At 72.0% G+C, this 17,918-nt stretch carries 14 protein-coding genes and 1 pseudogene; 10 read left to right on the top strand and 5 right to left on the bottom strand.

Annotated elements, in window-relative coordinates; translation table 11 throughout:
• Positions 1–498: 498 nt before the first annotated feature.
• Positions 499–717, top strand: coding sequence for a hypothetical protein (locus tag ACFVX9_RS16415; protein WP_380486898.1), 219 nt, complete (start codon positions 499–501; stop codon positions 715–717).
• 95 nt (positions 718–812) lie between these two features.
• Positions 813–935, top strand: coding sequence for a hypothetical protein (locus ACFVX9_RS16410; RefSeq protein WP_380486900.1), 123 nt, complete (start codon positions 813–815; stop codon positions 933–935).
• A 433-nt stretch (positions 936–1,368) separates the two neighbouring features.
• Here ACFVX9_RS16410 and ACFVX9_RS16405 read toward each other — a convergent pair whose 3' ends face one another.
• Complete coding sequence (locus ACFVX9_RS16405) at positions 1,369–2,160, bottom strand: PIG-L deacetylase family protein (protein WP_387982246.1); 792 nt, start codon at positions 2,158–2,160, stop codon at positions 1,369–1,371.
• 474 nt (positions 2,161–2,634) lie between these two features.
• On the opposite strand from ACFVX9_RS16405, the pseudogene ACFVX9_RS16400 reads away from it, so the two are divergent.
• A pseudogene (locus tag ACFVX9_RS16400) lies at positions 2,635–2,895 on the top strand (RidA family protein); the annotation flags it as partial.
• Positions 2,896–4,194: 1,299 nt separating this feature from the next.
• Complete coding sequence (locus tag ACFVX9_RS16395) at positions 4,195–4,647, top strand: hypothetical protein (protein WP_380380312.1); 453 nt, start codon at positions 4,195–4,197, stop codon at positions 4,645–4,647.
• 634 nt (positions 4,648–5,281) lie between these two features.
• Here the strand turns inward: ACFVX9_RS16395 and ACFVX9_RS16390 are convergent.
• Positions 5,282–5,704 (bottom strand): hypothetical protein, encoded by a 423-nt coding sequence (locus tag ACFVX9_RS16390; RefSeq protein WP_387982152.1) that lies wholly within the window; start codon positions 5,702–5,704, stop codon positions 5,282–5,284.
• Between the two features lie 499 nt (positions 5,705–6,203).
• Between ACFVX9_RS16390 and ACFVX9_RS16385 the strand changes: the two genes are divergently transcribed.
• Together ACFVX9_RS16385 and ACFVX9_RS16380 are read left to right on the top strand one after the other, a co-directional pair.
• Positions 6,204–7,115, top strand: a complete 912-nt coding sequence (locus ACFVX9_RS16385; RefSeq protein ID WP_387982151.1) for an aminoglycoside phosphotransferase family protein — start codon at positions 6,204–6,206, stop codon at positions 7,113–7,115.
• Positions 7,116–7,336: 221 nt separating this feature from the next.
• Positions 7,337–7,633, top strand: coding sequence for a DUF6980 family protein (locus tag ACFVX9_RS16380; protein ID WP_387982150.1), 297 nt, complete (start codon positions 7,337–7,339; stop codon positions 7,631–7,633).
• Between the two features lie 248 nt (positions 7,634–7,881).
• Here ACFVX9_RS16380 and ACFVX9_RS16375 read toward each other — a convergent pair whose 3' ends face one another.
• The gene (locus ACFVX9_RS16375) at positions 7,882–8,499 is read right to left on the bottom strand and encodes a TetR/AcrR family transcriptional regulator C-terminal domain-containing protein (protein ID WP_387982148.1); all 618 of its coding nucleotides are present in this window, start codon (positions 8,497–8,499) and stop codon (positions 7,882–7,884) included.
• Positions 8,500–8,565: 66 nt separating this feature from the next.
• On the opposite strand from ACFVX9_RS16375, the gene ACFVX9_RS16370 reads away from it, so the two are divergent.
• Positions 8,566–9,828: a beta-ketoacyl-[acyl-carrier-protein] synthase family protein gene (locus tag ACFVX9_RS16370; protein ID WP_387982146.1), complete on the top strand. Its 1,263-nt coding sequence runs from the start codon at positions 8,566–8,568 to the stop codon at positions 9,826–9,828.
• A 668-nt stretch (positions 9,829–10,496) separates the two neighbouring features.
• Here the strand turns inward: ACFVX9_RS16370 and ACFVX9_RS16365 are convergent.
• The gene (locus ACFVX9_RS16365) at positions 10,497–11,075 is read right to left on the bottom strand and encodes a TetR/AcrR family transcriptional regulator (protein WP_380342249.1); all 579 of its coding nucleotides are present in this window, start codon (positions 11,073–11,075) and stop codon (positions 10,497–10,499) included.
• A gap of 1,339 nt (positions 11,076–12,414) precedes the next feature.
• Here ACFVX9_RS16365 and ACFVX9_RS16360 point away from each other — a divergent pair.
• Positions 12,415–12,855: a hypothetical protein gene (locus ACFVX9_RS16360; RefSeq protein WP_380378929.1), complete on the top strand. Its 441-nt coding sequence runs from the start codon at positions 12,415–12,417 to the stop codon at positions 12,853–12,855.
• A gap of 315 nt (positions 12,856–13,170) precedes the next feature.
• Here the strand turns inward: ACFVX9_RS16360 and ACFVX9_RS16355 are convergent, their stop codons facing one another.
• On the bottom strand, positions 13,171–13,365 hold the full coding sequence (locus tag ACFVX9_RS16355) for a hypothetical protein (RefSeq protein WP_387982145.1): 195 nt from the start codon (positions 13,363–13,365) through the stop codon (positions 13,171–13,173).
• Between the two features lie 321 nt (positions 13,366–13,686).
• On the opposite strand from ACFVX9_RS16355, the gene ACFVX9_RS16350 reads away from it, so the two are divergent.
• Complete coding sequence (locus tag ACFVX9_RS16350; protein WP_387982143.1) at positions 13,687–14,169, top strand: hypothetical protein; 483 nt, start codon at positions 13,687–13,689, stop codon at positions 14,167–14,169.
• A 44-nt stretch (positions 14,170–14,213) separates the two neighbouring features.
• The gene (gene fxsT / locus ACFVX9_RS16345; RefSeq protein WP_387982141.1) at positions 14,214–17,864 is read left to right on the top strand and encodes an FxSxx-COOH system tetratricopeptide repeat protein; all 3,651 of its coding nucleotides are present in this window, start codon (positions 14,214–14,216) and stop codon (positions 17,862–17,864) included.
• Positions 17,865–17,918 lie beyond the last annotated feature (54 nt).

The following is a 17,918-nucleotide window of genomic DNA, read 5'->3' as shown; positions in this document are numbered from 1 at the left end:
CAGGTCAGTCGGCTGCGTCCCGAAACCACCGCGGCCCCTGCCGGGCACGTCGCTCGACGGAAGCCGCGGTGCGGCTACTCGGTTGGCTGGGGTGTCGGGTCGGCCGGTGGCCCCGGGTCGTCGAAGCGATCCTCACCTGCGGGGATGAGTCGCGCACGCTCACGGCAGCGCGCCGGGGTCCGGCGTGGCGCCGGACCCCGTGGAACAGCGGCGCACGGTTCCGGGGCGGATCGGCACCTGCACGCGGGACGCGGGGAGCGGAGCAGGAGACGTGGAGGCGTAGCGGACACGCCCGACAGGACGCTTCCGTCCGCCTGCCGGGGCCCTCCGGGTCCTGACGGTCCGTTCCTGGTCGAATCCGGCTCGAATGCCCGCTATCGAAGTGCCCCGGGGCGCAGGCTGCTTCTGTGACCGCGTCAGCACGGACGCGCCGCGACCGGAAGGACGAACACGACGAGCAAGCGCGGCCGCACCGCTGCTCTGCCGGGCGCCGTCGCGGTGGCCGCCGGGACCACCCTGGCCGAGCTGCCGGACGTGCCGGTGCTGCTGCTCGGCGGCGACCGGGACCTGGCCATGCCGTACGAAATGCTTTACCAGAAGGCCGAGTTGGCGCACGACCCGCAGATCTTGATCGTGCCCGGGGTGGCGCACTCGGTGCGGAACCGGGTGGCGAACCCGGCCGGACGGCAGGCGGTGTACGACCTCCTGCTGAAGTAGCGGGAGCCGTCGGCGGGCCGTTCCGCACGGGAGACGGAACGGCCTGCCGCCTCGCCGGGGACCTCAAGAACGAGTGGCCACTTGACTTTCCGGCAATGTCTCAGCTGGTGGCCGTCGGAGCGGGCGAAGCCGCGCCGGTGGGCGAGGCCTGGCATGGCAGGGTGACGATGACGCCGATGCCCTGGCCGGGCTTCGCCCTGCCCGCCGCAACGGTGTAATGGTCGGGTTTGCGGGGGCCGGGGCGGACTCGGTGGCCGAACCGGACTCGGCAAAGGTGATCTTGAAGCCCTCGCCCGCGAGCTCCTCCCGCAGTGCCGGGAGCACCTCGGGGCGCTGGTCGTCCGTGGCTTCGAACCGGGTCGCTGCGCTGGGCTGGTACGGCTCGCTCTGGTTGGCGATACCCGTGCCCTGCCCCGGGCGTCTGTGGTAGGCGACGAGCGTGGTCCACAGGTCCGCGTACGGGCCGTCAGTTCGTGTACGTGGTCTTGGACCTGTTCCGCCGGGGTGTGGTCCGCGGTGACGAGCCGGCCTTCTGGCAGCGGGATTCATGGCGGGCCTTGCCTGCTCAGAGCGCGGGCACCGCCCGTACCGGCGTCAGTCTGCCGCTGCCGGCTCGGTGTCGTCCGGCTGGCGGGACGGCGGTTACCGGCATCAGGGGTTGAGTGATGGTGTCTGTCGGTTCGTCGGGCCGGTCCCGTCGGGAACCGGGGAGTGCCGAGGTGGCGCGGTGAGTGACGTGTAGTGCTCGGTTCCGAGGATCCGGTACCTGACGTCCTCGGGCAGGCGGGCCAGGATTCCGGGGAGCGGGCGCTCTGCCTCGACTTGGCTGCGGTGGGCTGTGATCGCGGCCCATTTATGGTCCAGCCACTGGCGTACGTCGCATGTCATGTCGGCCCGGGTGTCCGGGACGCTCAGCACGGATTTGCCGACCCGGTTCAGGAGGGGCCCGAGGTCGGCGATCGCCGAGTGGGGGTGGGTGGCCAGGTGGACGGCGGCGGGCTGCCAGGGTTCCCCGGCGTCCGGGTAGAGGTGTTCGAGTCCGGAGGCGGCGATGGCCAGCAGGGTCGCCCGGTGGGTCTGCCGGTGGTCCGGGTGGCCGGTCAGTTGCCCGTAGGCGTCGTGGGTCAGCACGATGTCGGGCCGAACCGCTCGGATGTGCCGCACGATGTCCTCGACCACGCGGTCGACGGGAGCGTCGCACAGCCGCGGCCGGCCGGGAGCGGACTGCGGGACGCGGGCGTCGGCGTAGCCGAGCATCCTCGGTCCGCCGGCGCCCAGGATGTCCAGGGCCTCGGCGAGTTCGGCGGCGCGGTGGCTGTCCTCGGCCCAGGTAGCGGTGACGACGGCCGTCCGGGCCCCGGACGCGGCGTGCTGGGCGAGGGCGCCGCCGACGAGCAGCGATTCGTCGTCCGGGTGCGCGAGCACGGCGAGCAGGGACGGCAGGGGTGGCACGGCAGGCCCTCCTTGTTCGGCGGGGGCCGGGCGAGCGGCTGGTGACGGCTGCCCGGGGCGGAGGCGGGCGGCGAGGGCGGCCATGTCGGTGGTGAAGCGGCCTGCGAGGTCGACACCGGTCTCCTGGGCGATGACCATGAGCGAGAACAGGCAGTCGGACAGTTCGTGGCCGATCGCCCCGGCACTCGCGGCCACGTCGGCGCGGTGGCCCTGGTGGGCCATGACCAGCTTCGCGAGGTCGCCGACGTCGCCGGTGAAACCGAGGACGAAGTCCGATAGGCCCCAGGTGCGGCCCAGCTTGCGCCGGTTGATCTCGTCGTAGAGGTCGCGGACTTCGCCTGCGGCGGCGCACATCTCGTCCCAGGTGGGCATCGGCTGCTCCGTCTCGAGTGCGTGGTCGGGCGGGATGGGCGGCGGGTGTGGTCGTGTTCCGCTGGTAGGGGGTCGGGGCCGCGCATCGATGAGCAGGCGGAGCTCGCCCTCGCCAACCTGCGCACCGCGCTCGCCGGGGTCGGCCTCGGCTTCGAGCACGTGGTCCGGCTCGGCTCGTACGTCGTCGACCACGACCCGCAGAAGCTGGCCGTCCTCGGCAAGGCCCTGGCCGGGGCCTGGGGCGACCGGCTGCCCGCGCAGACGCTCAGCGGGGTCGCCTCGCTCGCCCTGCCGGGGATGCTCTTCGAGATCGATGCGGTCGCCGTCCGGCCGACGGCGGGGGCAGCGGGCTGACCCACCCACGCGCAGGGGTCCCACCGGCCGGTGGGACCCCTCGCCGTACCGCCGCCGTCCGAGCCGGCACGGACCGCCCACACGGCCCGGGCCGCCGCGCACAGCCGTCGTCCCACGGCGCCGGGGCCGTCGCCGAGGAACAGCACCCGCAGGAACGGGCCCTCGCCGGCGGCAGCCGCGTCGATGACGTATTCGACCAGGCCTCGTCCGTGGGGGGAGCGAGAGTCTGCGCCACTCGCCGGCGTCGCCGCGTGCGGTGCTGGCTTCGAGCCAGGGGCTCTCGATGACGGCGACGGCGACCGCTTCTCCCGCGGCGTCGCCCAGTCCTCCTCCTACTCCACCGGTTCCTCGGTGCGTCGCTCCCTCGTCCGACCAGCAGCAGTAGCTCGTGAAGCAGGCGGTCCGTGAGGGACCAGAAGGTGGGTTTTCGGTGGTGCCGGCCAGGGTGGCCGACGGACCGGTGCCCGTCCGTGTTCTCCTCTCGTCATATCTCGATCTGTCGTTTCCACCAGGGAAGGTCACCTGGTGCGAACGGGTCGTTGACTGTCCGGGCGAGGATGCGTTCGTCGAGAGGCCCGAGTTCTCTGCGCAGTTCTCGGCGGGCCCGGGTCCGCAGGGCCCGGACGGCCCGTTCCAGCAGGGTTCTGACGTGGTAGTACCCGCTCGGCAGGTCCGTATCGTCGTATCCGTACCACGGCGCCAGGTCGCGACGCGGGCGCCGGCCGGTTCGGGCCCAGCTCCCGAATGCGTGGGCGACAGTGCCAGGGTGTAGTCCGTAGACCTGCTCGAACCGGGCGATCTGGCGATTGGCGCCGGCCGAAAGCCCTCGGATGACAGGAGGCCGGCGGACGACTGCGGGTCGGTCGCGGGGGAAGCGCTGCGGCAGGTGGGACCTTATCTCGCCCGGTGACCTGCGAGGCATGAAGACTTTTTTCGGAGATCCAGTTCGTGAGATGACGCGTGGCGACGCTAACGGCATGTCGGTGGCAGGGTCAAGGGCGTGGTGGTGTTCCGTCCCCTCGGAGCTCCCGTGTGGCCGGTGTTCGTCGTCACCCGGTGCCGGGTCCGCCGCCGGGCGGCCTGGTTCACCCTGCAGGCCATCGACACCGGTGCTGCGCGGTGTTCAGACGGGCCTGCTGGTGTGCGAGTGCTGGCGGGACAGGCGGCCGGACACCGTCCGGTCGGCCTCGGCTGGCCGGTCATCCATCACCGCGCAGCCGCGGAACGAAGTCCGTCCGGCTAGACGGGGGCTGGGTACTCCTCGACTCACCGTTGTGACGGCGCGTAGCGTGGCAGACCATGAGATCGTTGATCCGCCGCGCGTGGTTCCTCCCGTTGACCGGTGTCCTGGCGGCACTGCTGGCGCTGGTTCTCAGCACGGTCGCGGCACTGTCGCAATGGCGGACGGCGAGCCGCATCGACGCCGCACCGCTACGGGTGGACGCGACCATCACCGCTGCTGTGGCCATGAAGGGCGGAACGAGGTACACGCTCACCTACCGGGTTGCCGACCGCGACTACAGCACCGACTCCCTCACGCTGCACGGCGTCAGGTCGTCGGGCATCGGTGCGACGGTCCCGCTGGAGGTCGCAGCCGACGACCCCGAGGCCTCACGCGTCACCGGCAGCCATTACCCCGACGACGCCCTCCAGCCCACGATGATCCTCGTGGCCACCGCCGCCGTTGCCGGCCTCGCCATCTCCCTGCGCTTCCTCCACACGGCCACCAGACGCAACCGCCCGAGCCCCTGAACCAACCCCGTTCTGGCTGTTCCGCGGTTGCTGCGTGGCCTGTCCCGGCTGTCTTTGTCCCTTGGGGCGGGGGGCTTGCTGGTCTGGTCTGCCATCGGTGACGGCCCTGGCTGCCGTGGGCCGGCCCGGTGGGGACGAGGGACAGTCGTGCGCGGGTGGATGGCCTCATGATCACCTGTCCCCGGGGTCGCCGGTACCGGTGGGCATCACGCCCCGTCAGCGCCGCCGGACCGGAAATTCTTCGGCGTGCTCTCATCCGGGTGACCCTTGGAAGCTATCCACTACAGGAGGATTTCCCGTTTCGCGCCATCGGGGCTGCCCGGTGCCGCGTGGCCTGCCCGGCTGCGCCCCGTCCGACCGGGCCTTGTTCCCGCAGCCCATCCATGGTTCCCGGCCGTGCCCCATGCCCTGTTCTGCTGCGCCTCGGTGGTGATGTCGTCTCAGTCGCTGCTCTCTTTGGCGTCGGTGTCGCTTGTGGTCTGTTGTCCGGGTCCTGTTGTCGGCTGCCCGCCGCTGCCTCGCTTCGCCGTCTGTCGTCGGGGTCGCGTCCTCGCCGCCTCGTTTCCTCGCGGGCCGGGTTGATGGTCCGTTGTCGGGTTGTCGGTCCGTCTGGCGGCTGGTCTGGCTGGTGTGGTCAGGGGTTTGGGGAAGCGGGGTCCCGTCGGGGTGGTGGGCTGGGGCGGCCTTGGGGTGCGGTGTCGGTGAGGTGGCGGTGGGCGGTGTGGAGGTGTTCGGCGGCCTGGCGAAGGTGGTGGCAGGCCATGGAGGGAGAGGCCGCGTTGTAGGGGCGGAGCCAGCGTTCGGCGGCGTGGACGCGGGCGAGTGCGGCGGTCAGGGCGTGGTGGGCCGGCCGCATCGAGGGGATGTCGGCGACTTCGTGCACGGTCCGGGCGAGGAGGACGGCGAGGTCTTCGGTGTCGGGCCATGCTCCGTCGGTGAAGTCGTGGCCCCACAAGGAGAGTCGGGCGGCGCATATCCCGACCCAGGTCTCCAGCCGGTCCTCCCAGGAGGGGGGCCTGGCGGGCGGGGACGGGGGCGGGTTCGGGATGATCGGCACCCGAACATGATCCGCCCACGGGCCACGGTCGCGTGGCCGTTTCACGGAAACCTGTTGACGACCTGTTGCACAACCCCGCCCGGCGGCTGCCCGCCCGGGCTGTGGGACGGTCGGGGACTGTTTCCCGGGTGTAGGGGGGCAGGGACGGCCAGGGGGTGCTTCCCGGCGGCCGCCCGTCCGGGCCACAGAACGGTCGGTGTCAGGTGTTCTGTCCCGTGAGGTCGTGGATGCGGCTTACGGGTGGCGCAGTGCCTCTGCGCAGGTGCACCCGTCCTGAATCCGTACGGGGTTCTCCGGCACTCGCCGTGAACTGCCAGGACACGCAAGGGCATCCGGGGAGCCGCTGCGTAGGATCTCCTGTCGGCTCGACCGCCCCTGCGGACGCGCCGCACCCGTGCCGCACCGCAATGCACTGCAACCGCGTCGAGGGATCGGCTAGGGACAGTGCGACGACGAGGCCTGGAACCAGGCCGTAGCGGAGACGCTGTATGGAGACGCTGTGACTTCTGGGAGTCCGCAACAACACAGCCTGACGCAGGTACCCGAGTCCCTTCGGGCCTTCGGCCGCTGGCAGCACGAGGGCGAGGCGGGCCGCCGGTGGCTGACGGCCCTGCCGGACACCGTCGCCCAATGGTGCGAGCGCTGGGACCTGACGGCCGACGGGCCGCCCATGCACGGCTACAACAGCCTCGTCGTGCCGGTCGGCCGGGTCGGCGAGCCGCTGGCACTGAAAGTGACGTGGCCCGACCGGCAGATGCAGGAACAGGTACTCGCGCTGCGCCTGTGGGACGGCCGCGGCGCGGTCCGCCTGCTCGACGCCGACACCGCGGCGGGCGTCATGCTGCTGCAACGCCTCGACCACACCCGCCCGCTCCGGGACGTACCACTGACACAGGCGGTCCCCGTGATCGGGACACTGCTGCGGCGGCTGGCCATCGAGCCACCCCACGGCCTGCGCACGACCGCAGACATCGCCGCGGGCCACCGGCGGGAACTCCCCGCCCAGTGGGAAGAACTCGGCCGCCCGATACCCCGACACACACTCGACCGCGCACTGGACCTGGCCGAGGAACTGTCCCACGACGACTACACCGTCCTGGTCAACAACGACCTCCACTACGACCAGGTCCTGCGCACCCTCGACGGGCACTGGTCCGTCGTCGACCCGCTGATCGTGCGCGGCGTCCTCGAATACCAGGTCGCACCCCTGCTGTGGAGCCGGTTCGACGAACTCGGCTCCTCCCGCGTCCAGTGGGGCATCGACGCCCTGGCCGACGCCGCGGACCTCGACCCCGACCGCGCCCGCAAATGGGCACTGCTGCGAGCCGCCGAGTACTGGATGTGGGGCCTGCGCGCCGGCTTCACCGAGGACCCGGCGCGCTGCGCCCAGATCGTGGAGGTGCTCATCTGACCCCCGCCCCCGCCTCGCCGCGCGGAACGGTAACGGTCAGCGTCAGTCGAGACCGGGCGCCGTGAACCGGCAAGCCTGGCGGACGGGTCCGCGGGAGCCCGGGTGCGGTGGTTTGCGCAGGCGGATCGGGGTGAGAAGAGGACCGGGCGGCCGCCCGCGCCCTGCCTCCGCCCCGCCCGTGCCCCGGCCCGTCCCGACTGCTGTGAGGCGGTGGCGAGCCGGTGGACTGGCATGGCGGCCGGCACGGCGGCCCCTTCGGCTGCCCGGACGCACTGATTCGGTTCAGCGCCGGATTCCACGAGTGCGGGTTGATCATCCGTGACGATGGCGCATCGGGCATCGTGGTCGGCTTCTGCCCTTGGTGCGGGCAGGGCCTTCCCGAGCCGCGGCGGGATCGCCGGTTAGGCGAACTGGAGCGTCGCGGGATCGACCCGTGGGAGGAGGAGGCTCCTGCCGGGTTCCAGGACGGGGGCTGGCTCGCTTCGCTTCGCTACGCCAGGCTGGACGACGGCCGTTGATCCACTTCTGAAACAGGCCTGGCTGTTGCCGGCGAGCAGGTTCTCGACGCCTTGCTCCGGCCGCGACGGGGTTCGTCGGTGACGGCGAGCATGCCGGCCGCGAACATGCCGACGGCGAACATGCCGGCCGTGACGGGGCCGCCTTCGCGTGACGGGGCCGCCTTCGCGTGACGGGGCCGCCTTCGCGTGACGATTCCGCCTTGGCGCGGGAGCCGCGTACGTCGTCGCCGCAGGCCCGTTCAACCGTCCTAGCTGTGTTCGGGTTCGTCGTGGATGGTCAGTGCTCCGGCGAGGTCGAGGTCGGCGACGGTGCCGTGTGCTCCGGCGCGGACGAGCAGCACTGCGCCGAGCGCGGTGCTCCAGAACGTCCTGGCCTCCACGTCGAGCGGTCGGCGGACCTTCCAGCCGCGACGGTCGATGAGCTGGCTCACGAAGCGCTCGGACTGCCGGAACAGCAGCTGGAGGTGCCGGTCGACGACGGGGGCGAGTTCGGGTTTGGAGATCCCGGCGGCGAGTGCCCGTGCGACCGGTGGGAGCGAGGGCATGGCCAGTACGGCGCGGGCGATGTTGCGCCGAAATGCCGCCGCATCGGGGGCCTGGCGGCCGATGCGCTCGATCCGTCGGGCGTCGTGCAGCAGGCCGAGAAAGGCGGCGTGCACGAGCAGGGAGTCCTTGGAGCCGAAGTGGTAGGTGACCTGGTTGGGGAAGGCGCCTGCCGCGTTCGCGATCTCCGCGACGCTCACCTCGGCGCCGGGCCGCTCCTTGCAGAGCCGTGCAGTCGCCTCGATCAGCTGGCGTCTGGTCGCGCGACCGCGGTCACGCGACCGGGCCGGTGTTGGTCGGGCTTCGGTTCGCTTCTTCTCCACACCCGAATTGTATGTGATACAACTAGGCCCGTTCGCTTGTATCGCATACAAGAAAGGTTGAGTGGCATGCACAGGACCGAAGTCGTCGTCACCGGGCTCGGCGCGATCACACCACTGGGCGCAGACGTGGAGTCCACCTGGCAAGCCCTGCTCGCGGGGCGGTCGGGCATCCGCGGCGGCGCCCTGCGCGGCCACGAGGACGCCGGCCTTCCCGACACCGCCGCAGGCACGATGGCGATCGACCCCGCCCAGTCGCTGCCGCCGGCGCAGGCCAGGCGGCTCGACCGCTCACAGCAGGCGGCCTTCACCGCAGCGGCGGAAGCCTGGGCCGACGCCGGCGCCCCGCAGGTGGACCCGCACCGGCTCGCGTCAGCGATCGGCACGGGCATCGGGGGCGTACGGACACTGCTGAAGGAAGACGACGTACTGGAGACGGCCGGGACACGGCGCGTCTCGCCACGCACGGTACCGATGCTCATGCCCAACGCGGCAGCGGCGCTGATCAGCATCGAATACGGCGCACGGGCCGGGGCCTACACCCCTGTCTCGGCATGCTCCTCCGGCGCCGAGGCGATCGCCCTGGGGGCCAGGCTCATCCGTGCCGGCGAGGCGGACGTGGTCATCGCGGGCGGGACCGAGGCCGCGATCACCCCGATCACCGTCGCCGGCTTCGCCCAGGCGCAAGCACTGTCGCGGTACACCGCCGAACCCGCCTCAGCGTCCCGCCCCTTCGCCGGGGACCGCAGCGGATTCGTCCTCAGCGAAGGCGCCGCCGTCCTGGTACTCGAAAGCGCCGAGCATGCCGGCCGCCGGCGCGCACACGTCCACGCGGTGCTCGCGGGAGCCGGCATCGCCGCCGACGCCCACCACATCACGGCGCCCGCTCCCGACGGCTCCGGCCAGGTCGCCGCCATGCGCAAGGCCCTCGCCCAAGCCGGTTTGACTCCCGAGCAGATCAGCCACATCAACGCCCACGCCACCGGAACCCCGGCCGGCGACACCGCGGAGGCGCACGCGATCAGACAGGTCTTCGGTCGCGCCACCGTCACTGCCCCCAAAGCGGCACTCGGCCACCTCTTCGGCGCGGCCGGCGCAATAGAGGCGCTCATCGCCGTCCTCAGCGTGGAACACGGCGTCATCCCGCCGACCCGCAACCTCACCGCAGCCGGCATCGCACCCGACATCGATCTCGATGTCGCCACAGCGCGACGAGACGCCCCCCAGAAGGCCGTGCTCAGCAACTCATTCGGCTTCGGCGGACAGAACGTCTCACTCATCGTCACCCGCGCACAACACCACACCTCCCGCAGCGCCCCGACGGCACCGTGACCCACGTAAAACGCGCCACTGTCCCCAGAAGGCCGCCACCGGTGGATCGAACATGGCAAGACCCGTCCGATCACGCACGTCACCGCGGAAGTGGGGACTTTCCGAGCAACGGCGCCGAGGCGGGCGAACCGGCACCCGCCGCACAGCGAACCCGGGTTGACCGATCGAAGCTCGACGCCACACCCTCAGCCGGGCGCGACACCGGCCGACGCGGTCACACACGTTGAGGAGATGCGCCGCGCCCGCACGTGGCCGGCCACCCGCAACGCCCACGAGCCCGCCGCCGACGGACACCGTGACCGCCGGGCCGCCCGTGCCTCGCGGGGCCCGTTGCGCCCGTTCGTCGTCGTCGAGGCCGGCCAGGAGGGTGCGGGCTTTCGGCACGCAGGGGCGGGCAGGTCCCTGTCGAAGCGGCGCTGGAGGTATCCGGCCTGGCGGCAGGCCGCGCTGCCGTGCACGGCCGGAGGGCCGGTCGCCGCCGTGGCCCGGCGCCGCCGGCCTGCCATCCACCACTGCCCCGGCCTGCTCGGCCGGGCGCCGCGTGGCCGACGTGCCGGGGCGGGTCCGACCAGCCGGTGGTCGTGGTGGTCGCGGGCGCCTGCCCGGCGCGCCGGGGAACTCGGTGTCGGAGGGGTGTCGGCGGGGTGCCGGGGGCGCTGATCGGGGTGTTACGGGTAGACCGCGGCGAGCAGGCCGCGGACGAAGCGGTCCAGGTTGTCGAGGCCGGCGGCGGCCAGGGTGTCGGGGCCGGCGCCGAGCAGGTGTGGGATGGCGCCGTGCAGGGCGAGGGTGACGGCGGCGGATCGTTGCGGGGTGACGGGCAGGCCGGCCGCGCGCTGGGCGTGTTCGAAGGCGGTGAAGTCGGCGGCGGAGATCGGGTCCAGGATCGCTGACAGCCAGGTGCGGCGGGTGGCCTCGGTCTGGAGTTCGAGGTAGGCGAGCATTCTGGGGCGGCCCGGTCCGGCGACGTTCTCCAGCAGGCCTGCGAGCATGGCCACCAGGCCCTCGCGGTCGCTGGGCCCTGGACCGGAGGCCGCGATGTGTTCGGCGACCATGCGGTACTGCTCGGCGCACCGTTCGGCGACCGCGCCCAGCAGGGCGTCCCGCGTGGGGAAGTAGTTCTTGGTGGTGCCCGACGGCACCCCGGCGGCCGTGTCGACGGCCCGGTGTGTCAGCCCGCGCCCGCCCGCCTCGGCCAGCACATCGATGGCTGTATCACGCAGCAGGTCCCGTCGATCATGATTCACCGTCAATTTTCCTTTCCTGGCCGCGACTTGACTATATCACCACGGACGGGGTACCACACCTGTGGTGGACTTCCCGGAGGGAAGCCGCACGGCGGATCAAGGTCGGTGACGACCGCAGAAAACGCCCGCCGCGACGTGAGACGCAAGGAGTAAGGGGAAAAAGCGATGGCCAAGTTCCGCGGACACTGTGGTGAGTGCGGATTCAAGACCGAATGGACCACCGAGGCCACGACGGAGCAGGACCTGCTCGATCACTACGCCAGGCTGCACCCGCACGTCGAGCCAGGCTGCACCCGCACCTCGAGCCGGGCGGTGCCTCGCAGATCGCGCCCGGCAACCCGGACGGGCTGGGGTGCCTCGGCTGGATCGCCATCGTGATCGTCGCATTCTTCGTCCTCGCCATGTGCTCGCGCAGCGGCGGCTGAGCATCGGCGCGCTGCGCTCTCCGGACCGGGCGGCCGGATCGTCCGCCTGTCCATCGGGCGGGACGGGGATCGGCCGCTGGCGGACAAGCCGAACCACCTCAACCGACACGTCCGTACGTCTGGAGAGCGCACACTGAAGCGGCCGGCGCCCCGGGACCTCACAGCCGGGGTGCCGGCCTCCGTCATCTCAGGCGCTGCCGGCATCCCGAATTCCGAGCTCCGCGCGTCGTACAGGACGGCACCGATGCCGAGCGCGAGCGGGCCGCCGCCGAAGTCGCGGCCGCCGAGGAGAAGCGGCACGGCTCATAACCCCGTCTCACCCCGGCGTAGGCCGCTGACCTGCGCTGGGGGGTTTCGCCCGGGGCGTTGGTGAGTTCCGGGCACCGGCCGGTGAGTTCCGGCTGTTGGCGCAGGTCAGCGGCCGGTGAGTACGTCCGTAGATGGGCCGTCCGGGCGGTGGCCAGGTTCAGCTGGAGTTGCTGGCCGGGCACGGGCCGTTCGGGCCGGTGTGGTGGCGCTACGGCCGCCCCGGTCGGCACTACCTCACCGAGGCGCTCGACAACCCGGACAACCGCGCCGCCTACGACCGGCGCCAGGCCGCCCCGGACGGTGGTGAGCAGCTCGGCGGTGGCCGGGTTCTCCTCGGCGGCCGGTCGCGGGTCTGCCGCCGCGCCGCGCATCCCGGCGGCCCCCTTGCCGACCGGGACCGCTGGCAGCCGCGGGAGGGAGCGCCGGTGCCGTCGCCGTGCCCGTCTTCTCGGGACCGCCGCGCACAGTACCGGCCGCCAACGGCACTGCGGACCGGCAGGTCAGGACTGGCGTTGGCGCCTGCTCTGGCCAGGTCCGGCAGGCGGTCCGACCAGGCATTTATGTCAGATTGACGATAATGGATCTGGCGGGCTAGCGTGCCGGGCATGCGAGTGATCCTGACGCGCGACAGCGTGCACCCGGGAGACGACCCACCACACCACTGGGACTTCACCGTCGACCCAGCGACCACCCTGGGCGACCTCATTGACCAGGCAGCCAACTACCCATACCGGGTGGACGGCTCCAACTGGTCGATAGCCCTCACAGGCACCCCCGCGGGCGAGGCCCCGATCGCCACGGTGTCCATGCACTGGGCGAAGCCACGCTTCACGAACGAGGCGGACCGGCAGCTGCGCCTGGACTCGGTTGGCACTACTCCGGGCGAGCTCAGGCTGTACTTCCGGTGGCACCCCGGAACCATCCCCGAAGCGGAGAGGTCCTACTCCGGCCCGGTCTCGCTGTTCCCGTTCTCACTCGTGGACCGGCTGGCCGAAGCGACCCTGGAGTTCTGCCGGCGGTGGCGCAGACTGCCCGGAAAGGGCTGACAGGTACGGACACCGGAAGCAGCAACGCCGCCGCCCGGCTGACCGGCCGGACGTCGACGCCGCGGACCGCGCCCTTGCCCACGGCGACCTCAAAGGTTCCCTCGCCCAGCTGAAGCGCGAGGTCCAGGCCACCGACGGCGACCTGACATCCCTACGCCTGACAGGCTCTCCCGGCGAGCTGCACACGAGAACGGACCTGGCCTGGCGGACCGTCAGCATGGCGGCTGCCTTGTACGCACAGCGCTCCCAGCCACCGCACTGAGCCGGGCGGCAGCGGGCAGGGACCGAGTTCCGCCAAGGCCGCCCGGGCCTCCGCTACGCCGCACCAGCCGCGACCGGCTCGTCGTCGATGTGCTGAAGCCGGCCGCGGGCAGCGACCCGGTCCTCGCCGGACAGCTCGGCCCAGTACCCGTCGGCCCAGACGGCGTGGGCAGCCTGTTGCTCGGCCTCCTCCAGACGGGCGGACTCGGCCAGGTGCTCCTCACCCAGCCCCTGCCGGGCGGCCTCCACATCGCCTCGGCCTTCATCGCGTAGCGGGCGAGCAGGTGACATAGGACGAGAAGCCGCTCCTCGTCCGGTCGGACCTGCGCCAACACCGGTTGCGACCAGTCGCATCCGATGCTGCAGGCCGAAGATATCCGGCAGGTCGGCACCGCGCTCGTCCAGCTCGGACAGCGCGCGCAGGTAGACGCCGGTGAGCGGGTTGCCCGCCGGGACACGGCCGCGGCGCGGACGGCGGCGGGACGGCGGTCTTCTTTCGATGGAGCCATTGGAGTTGAATGTCGGTCAGTTCTGCAAGGAGCACCACCGAGGGATAGAGGGTAGCCGGGAATGCTGTCGGAGACGTTGAGCGCACTGGCTGCGGCCGGGGGCACCGGGATCGTCCAGGCCGCCGGAACGGACGTGTGGACGGCCACCCGGGAACGGATCGCCCGCCTGCTAGGCCGCGGGCGGACCGAGGACGAACGCCTCGCCCAGGCACGCCTCGACCGGACCAGTCAGGAACTGGAAGCCGCAGCCCCGCAGGAACGGGCAGCCCTCGCACAGCGACAGGAACACACCTGGCAGACCCGGCTGGCCGACTTCCTGGAAGGACTGGAACCGGCCGAACAGGACCAGGCCGCCGAGCAACTGCGCGCCCTGCTGGTCCCCGCCCCCGCCGACCCCGCTCCCCAGGTCCACGCCGACAACAGTGGAGTCACCGCCGGCCGGGACATCGACAACCAGGGCGGCGCGATCGGCCGGGACTTCAGCGGCTCGGTCACCATCGGCGCACCCGACCGCCCTACCCCGCCGGGAACGGACCCGCGCTGACCGTCCCCGGAGCCGAGCACGGCCCCGCCGGTCCGCGAACCGGCGTGCGCAGCCAGCACGACCTCGTCAACTCCGGCGGCGTGGTGGCCGGGAGCGTCCGCGGCGACATCCACCTCCACAGTCCCACCACCCCACCGGCCCTCACCTGGCCGATGCAGATCGGCACCGTCCCCACGGTCGCGGACTGCTACCACCACCGCCCCTGCGTCGACCGCGCCCTGCACACGGGCACCGCCACGGTACTGAGCGGACCGCAAGGCACCGGCAAGACCCAGGCCGCCGCCCACCGCGCCCAGTCCGCCCTGCGGGAAGGCACCGTGGACCTGCTCCTGTGGACCGACGCATCGAGCCGGACCGCCGTACGGGACAGTTACGCCCGGGCGGCCGCTCACCTCGGGCTGGCCCAAGGACCCGACGCCGCAACAGCCTTCCTCGCGTGGCTGCACACCACGAACCGCCGGTGGCTGCTGATCCTCGACGCGTTGGCCGACCGCAGAGACATCCATGACCTGTGGCCGGACCCGGCCCCCAGCAGCGAACTCGTGGTGACCACCCGCAGCACGGACCGGCAACTGCGCACCCGACGGCGCGCGACGCTCCCCGTGCGCCACTTCACCACGCGGGAGTCCGTCGGCTACCTGGCCGACCGCCTCGCCGTCCACGACCTCGGCGCCCCGGAGTCCGAACTGACCGCAGCCGCCGACGCGGCAGGCGGCCGACCGGGCGAGCTGTGCGCCGCCGCCGACCAACTGATCGAGGCCGGCTCCGGCCCGCCACCACACCCGCACGGCCTGCACCGCGGATCCGTACAGCTGCGCCGGCACGTGCCCTGCCCGCTGTGCGCCCCACCGGCCCCGGCCACCGGCATCGCCCTACGTCACGCCCCGGAGGACGAGGTCTGGGCCCGGTGGATCGAGGCCGTCCTGACCGCGGCAGGACTCGGCCCACTTCGCGAGGAAGCCGACGCGGACCGCACGATCGTGCTGCTGTCCACCGCCTACCTACGCTCGCCGCGCTGTGCCGACCCCGTCGAGCACGCCCTGGTGACGGCACGTATCGACGCCGCGTCGCCGCCGGCCTCCCACCCCTCGGGCCCGACCGTCGAGCTGACCGGCCACCGCCCCGAACAGGCCGCCGCCGCCCTGTTCGCCGCACTCGGCGGCGCACCGCGACCACCCGACCTCACCGGCCTGCGTTACCCCGGTACAGGCCCGGCCCACTTCAAGGCCCCGCCCCGCCACCTGTCGTTCACCGGCCGCAGCACGGTCCTGGAACACCTACACCGGCAGCTCGGCGGCGCAATGGCGGCCGTCCTGCCCAGCTCCCAGACCCTCTACGGCCTCGGCGGGATCGGCAAGACACAGATCGCGTTGGAGTACGCGCACCGGTTCGCAGCCGAGTACGACCTGGTCTGGTGGATCGACGCCGAACAGCCCGAGCTGATCGGCCCCACGCTCGCCGACCTGGCACGCGAACTCGGCCTGCCGGTCGGCGACTCGGTCGCCGAGGCCGCCAACTCCGCCCTGACCGCCCTGCGGCGGGGCACCCCGGCCGCCCGCTGGCTGCTGATCTTCGACAACGCCGACGACCCCGCCGAGATCCTCCCGTTCCTACCGGGAGGCTCGGGCCACATCCTGGTCACCTCCCGCAACCCGGAGTGGAACCGGGTGGCCGAGGCCCTCGCCGTGGACGTCTTCACCCGCCGCGAGAGCATCGAGCACCTGCGCCGCCGCGTCGCAGGCCTGACCGAACCGAACGCCGACGCGGTGGCCCACGAACTCGGCGACCTCCCCCTGGCGATCGAGGTGGCCGCCGCCTGGCTGGACGCCACCGGCATGCCCGTCGACTCCTACCTGGCCCAACTACGCAGAGCGGCCGCCCAGGTACTCTCAATGGGCCGACCAGTGGACTACCCCGCCACGGTGGCAGCCGCCTGGAACGTCTCGATCACCCGGCTGCGCACCGAGGCCCCCGCGGCCGCCCGCCTGCTGCAGCTGTGCGCGTTCTTCGCCCCCGAGCCCATCTCCACCCGGCTCGTCTACGACAACGAGCAGATACTCCACGCGCTCTACGGAGAGCGGGCCGACGGACCAGCCACCCAGATCAACCTCGGCGCAGCTATCAAGAAGATCGGACGCTACTCCCTCGCCCGGGTCGACAGCACCGGCATCCAACTGCACCGGCTCGTCCAGGCGGTCATCCGCAGCACAATGACCGCAGAGGAGCAGCGCGGGGCCGCCCACGACGTCCACCTCATCCTGGCCGCCGCACGCCCCGCCGACCACGACATCGACAATCCGGCCAGCTGGCCCGCGCTGGAGGAGATCTGGCCGCACCTGACCGCCTGCGCCACCCACCAATGCGACGCCCCACAGCCCCGGCAACTGCTCATCGACCGCGTCCGCTACCTGTGGAAGCGCGCTGAACTGCACAGCGCCGACCGCCTGAGCGAAACCCTCATCCCGGTATGGACCGACAAACTCGGCCCGGACGACCCACAGAACCTGCGGCTGCGCTTCCACCACGCCAACATCCGTCGCTCACTGGGACGTTACACCGAAGCGCTGACGCTGGACGAAGACGTCCTGGAACGCCAGCGGACCACCCTCGGCGAACACCACCCGGACGCCCTGATGACCGCCGGGTCACTGGCCGCCGACCTACGGGGCCTGGGCCGCTTCCAACCCGCGCTCGCGCTCGACCTCGACACCTACGCCCGCCTCACCACACTCTTCGGCGCCGACAACCCGCGCACCCTGGCCATGGCCAACAACCTGGCGATCGACTACCGGCTGGTCGGGGACAGCCAGGCCGCCCGCGACCTGGACCAGGAGACCCTGCAACGACGAGAGGCCGTGCTGGGCCTGCGACACCCGGCCACCCTCTCGACGAAGTACTGCCTCGCCCGCGACCTGCGCGACCTCGGCTACTTTCCGGCCTCGATCGCCCTGCTGAGCGAGGTCGCCGTCGGCTTCGCCGCAGTCCTCGACCCCGACCTGCCGGAGCGGCTGCGCAACGACACCTCGCTGGCCGTCTCGCTGCGCCGGGCAGGCCGGCTAGAGGAGGCCCGTACGAAGAACGCCACCGCCTACGAGCGCTACCGGGAACGCTACGGCGGGGACACACCGGACGCTCTGATCTGCGCGGCCAACCTGGCCGCAGACCACAGCGCCGCCAGCGACCACGGCCTCGCCCGAGACCTGACCATCCAGATCCACGCCACGTACGAGCGACTGCTCGGCGCAGACCACCCGTTCACCCTCGCCTGCGCCGCCAACCTCGCCCTCTACCTGAGGACCAGCGGTGACGCCGAGGCTGCCATCGTGCGCGGCGAGGCGGCGGCGGAGGCGCTGGGCCGATCCGTGGGCCCGACGCATCCGTTCACCCTCAAGACGGTGATCAACCTCGCCAACGCCTACACCGACACCGGCCGCCCTGGCACGGCGCTGCCCCTCCTGCAACAGGCCCTGGCCGACCTGGGTGCCCGCTACGGCACGCAGCACCCGGACGCACTGGCCTGTGCCGCCAACCTCGCCCGCACCCTACGCGTCCTTGGCCGACCGGTCGAGGCCGCCGAACACCACGCCCACGCCCTCGACGGCCTCACCCGCCGTTTGGGCGTCGACCATCCCGACACCCGGGCGGCCCGCGACGGGTGCGCGATCGACCTCGACCTCGAACTCCAGTCGGTCTGAGTCCCGGGGGACCCGGGAAGGGGGGGCAGGAAGCCAAAAGGGGGGTGCGGCCGT

It is taken from the genome of Kitasatospora sp. NPDC058243 (assembly GCF_042882025.1).
In the GTDB taxonomy this organism is placed as follows: domain Bacteria; phylum Actinomycetota; class Actinomycetes; order Streptomycetales; family Streptomycetaceae; genus Kitasatospora.
Note: the sequence above shows the minus strand (reverse complement) of the source record. Positions and strands in the feature narration are given on the sequence as shown.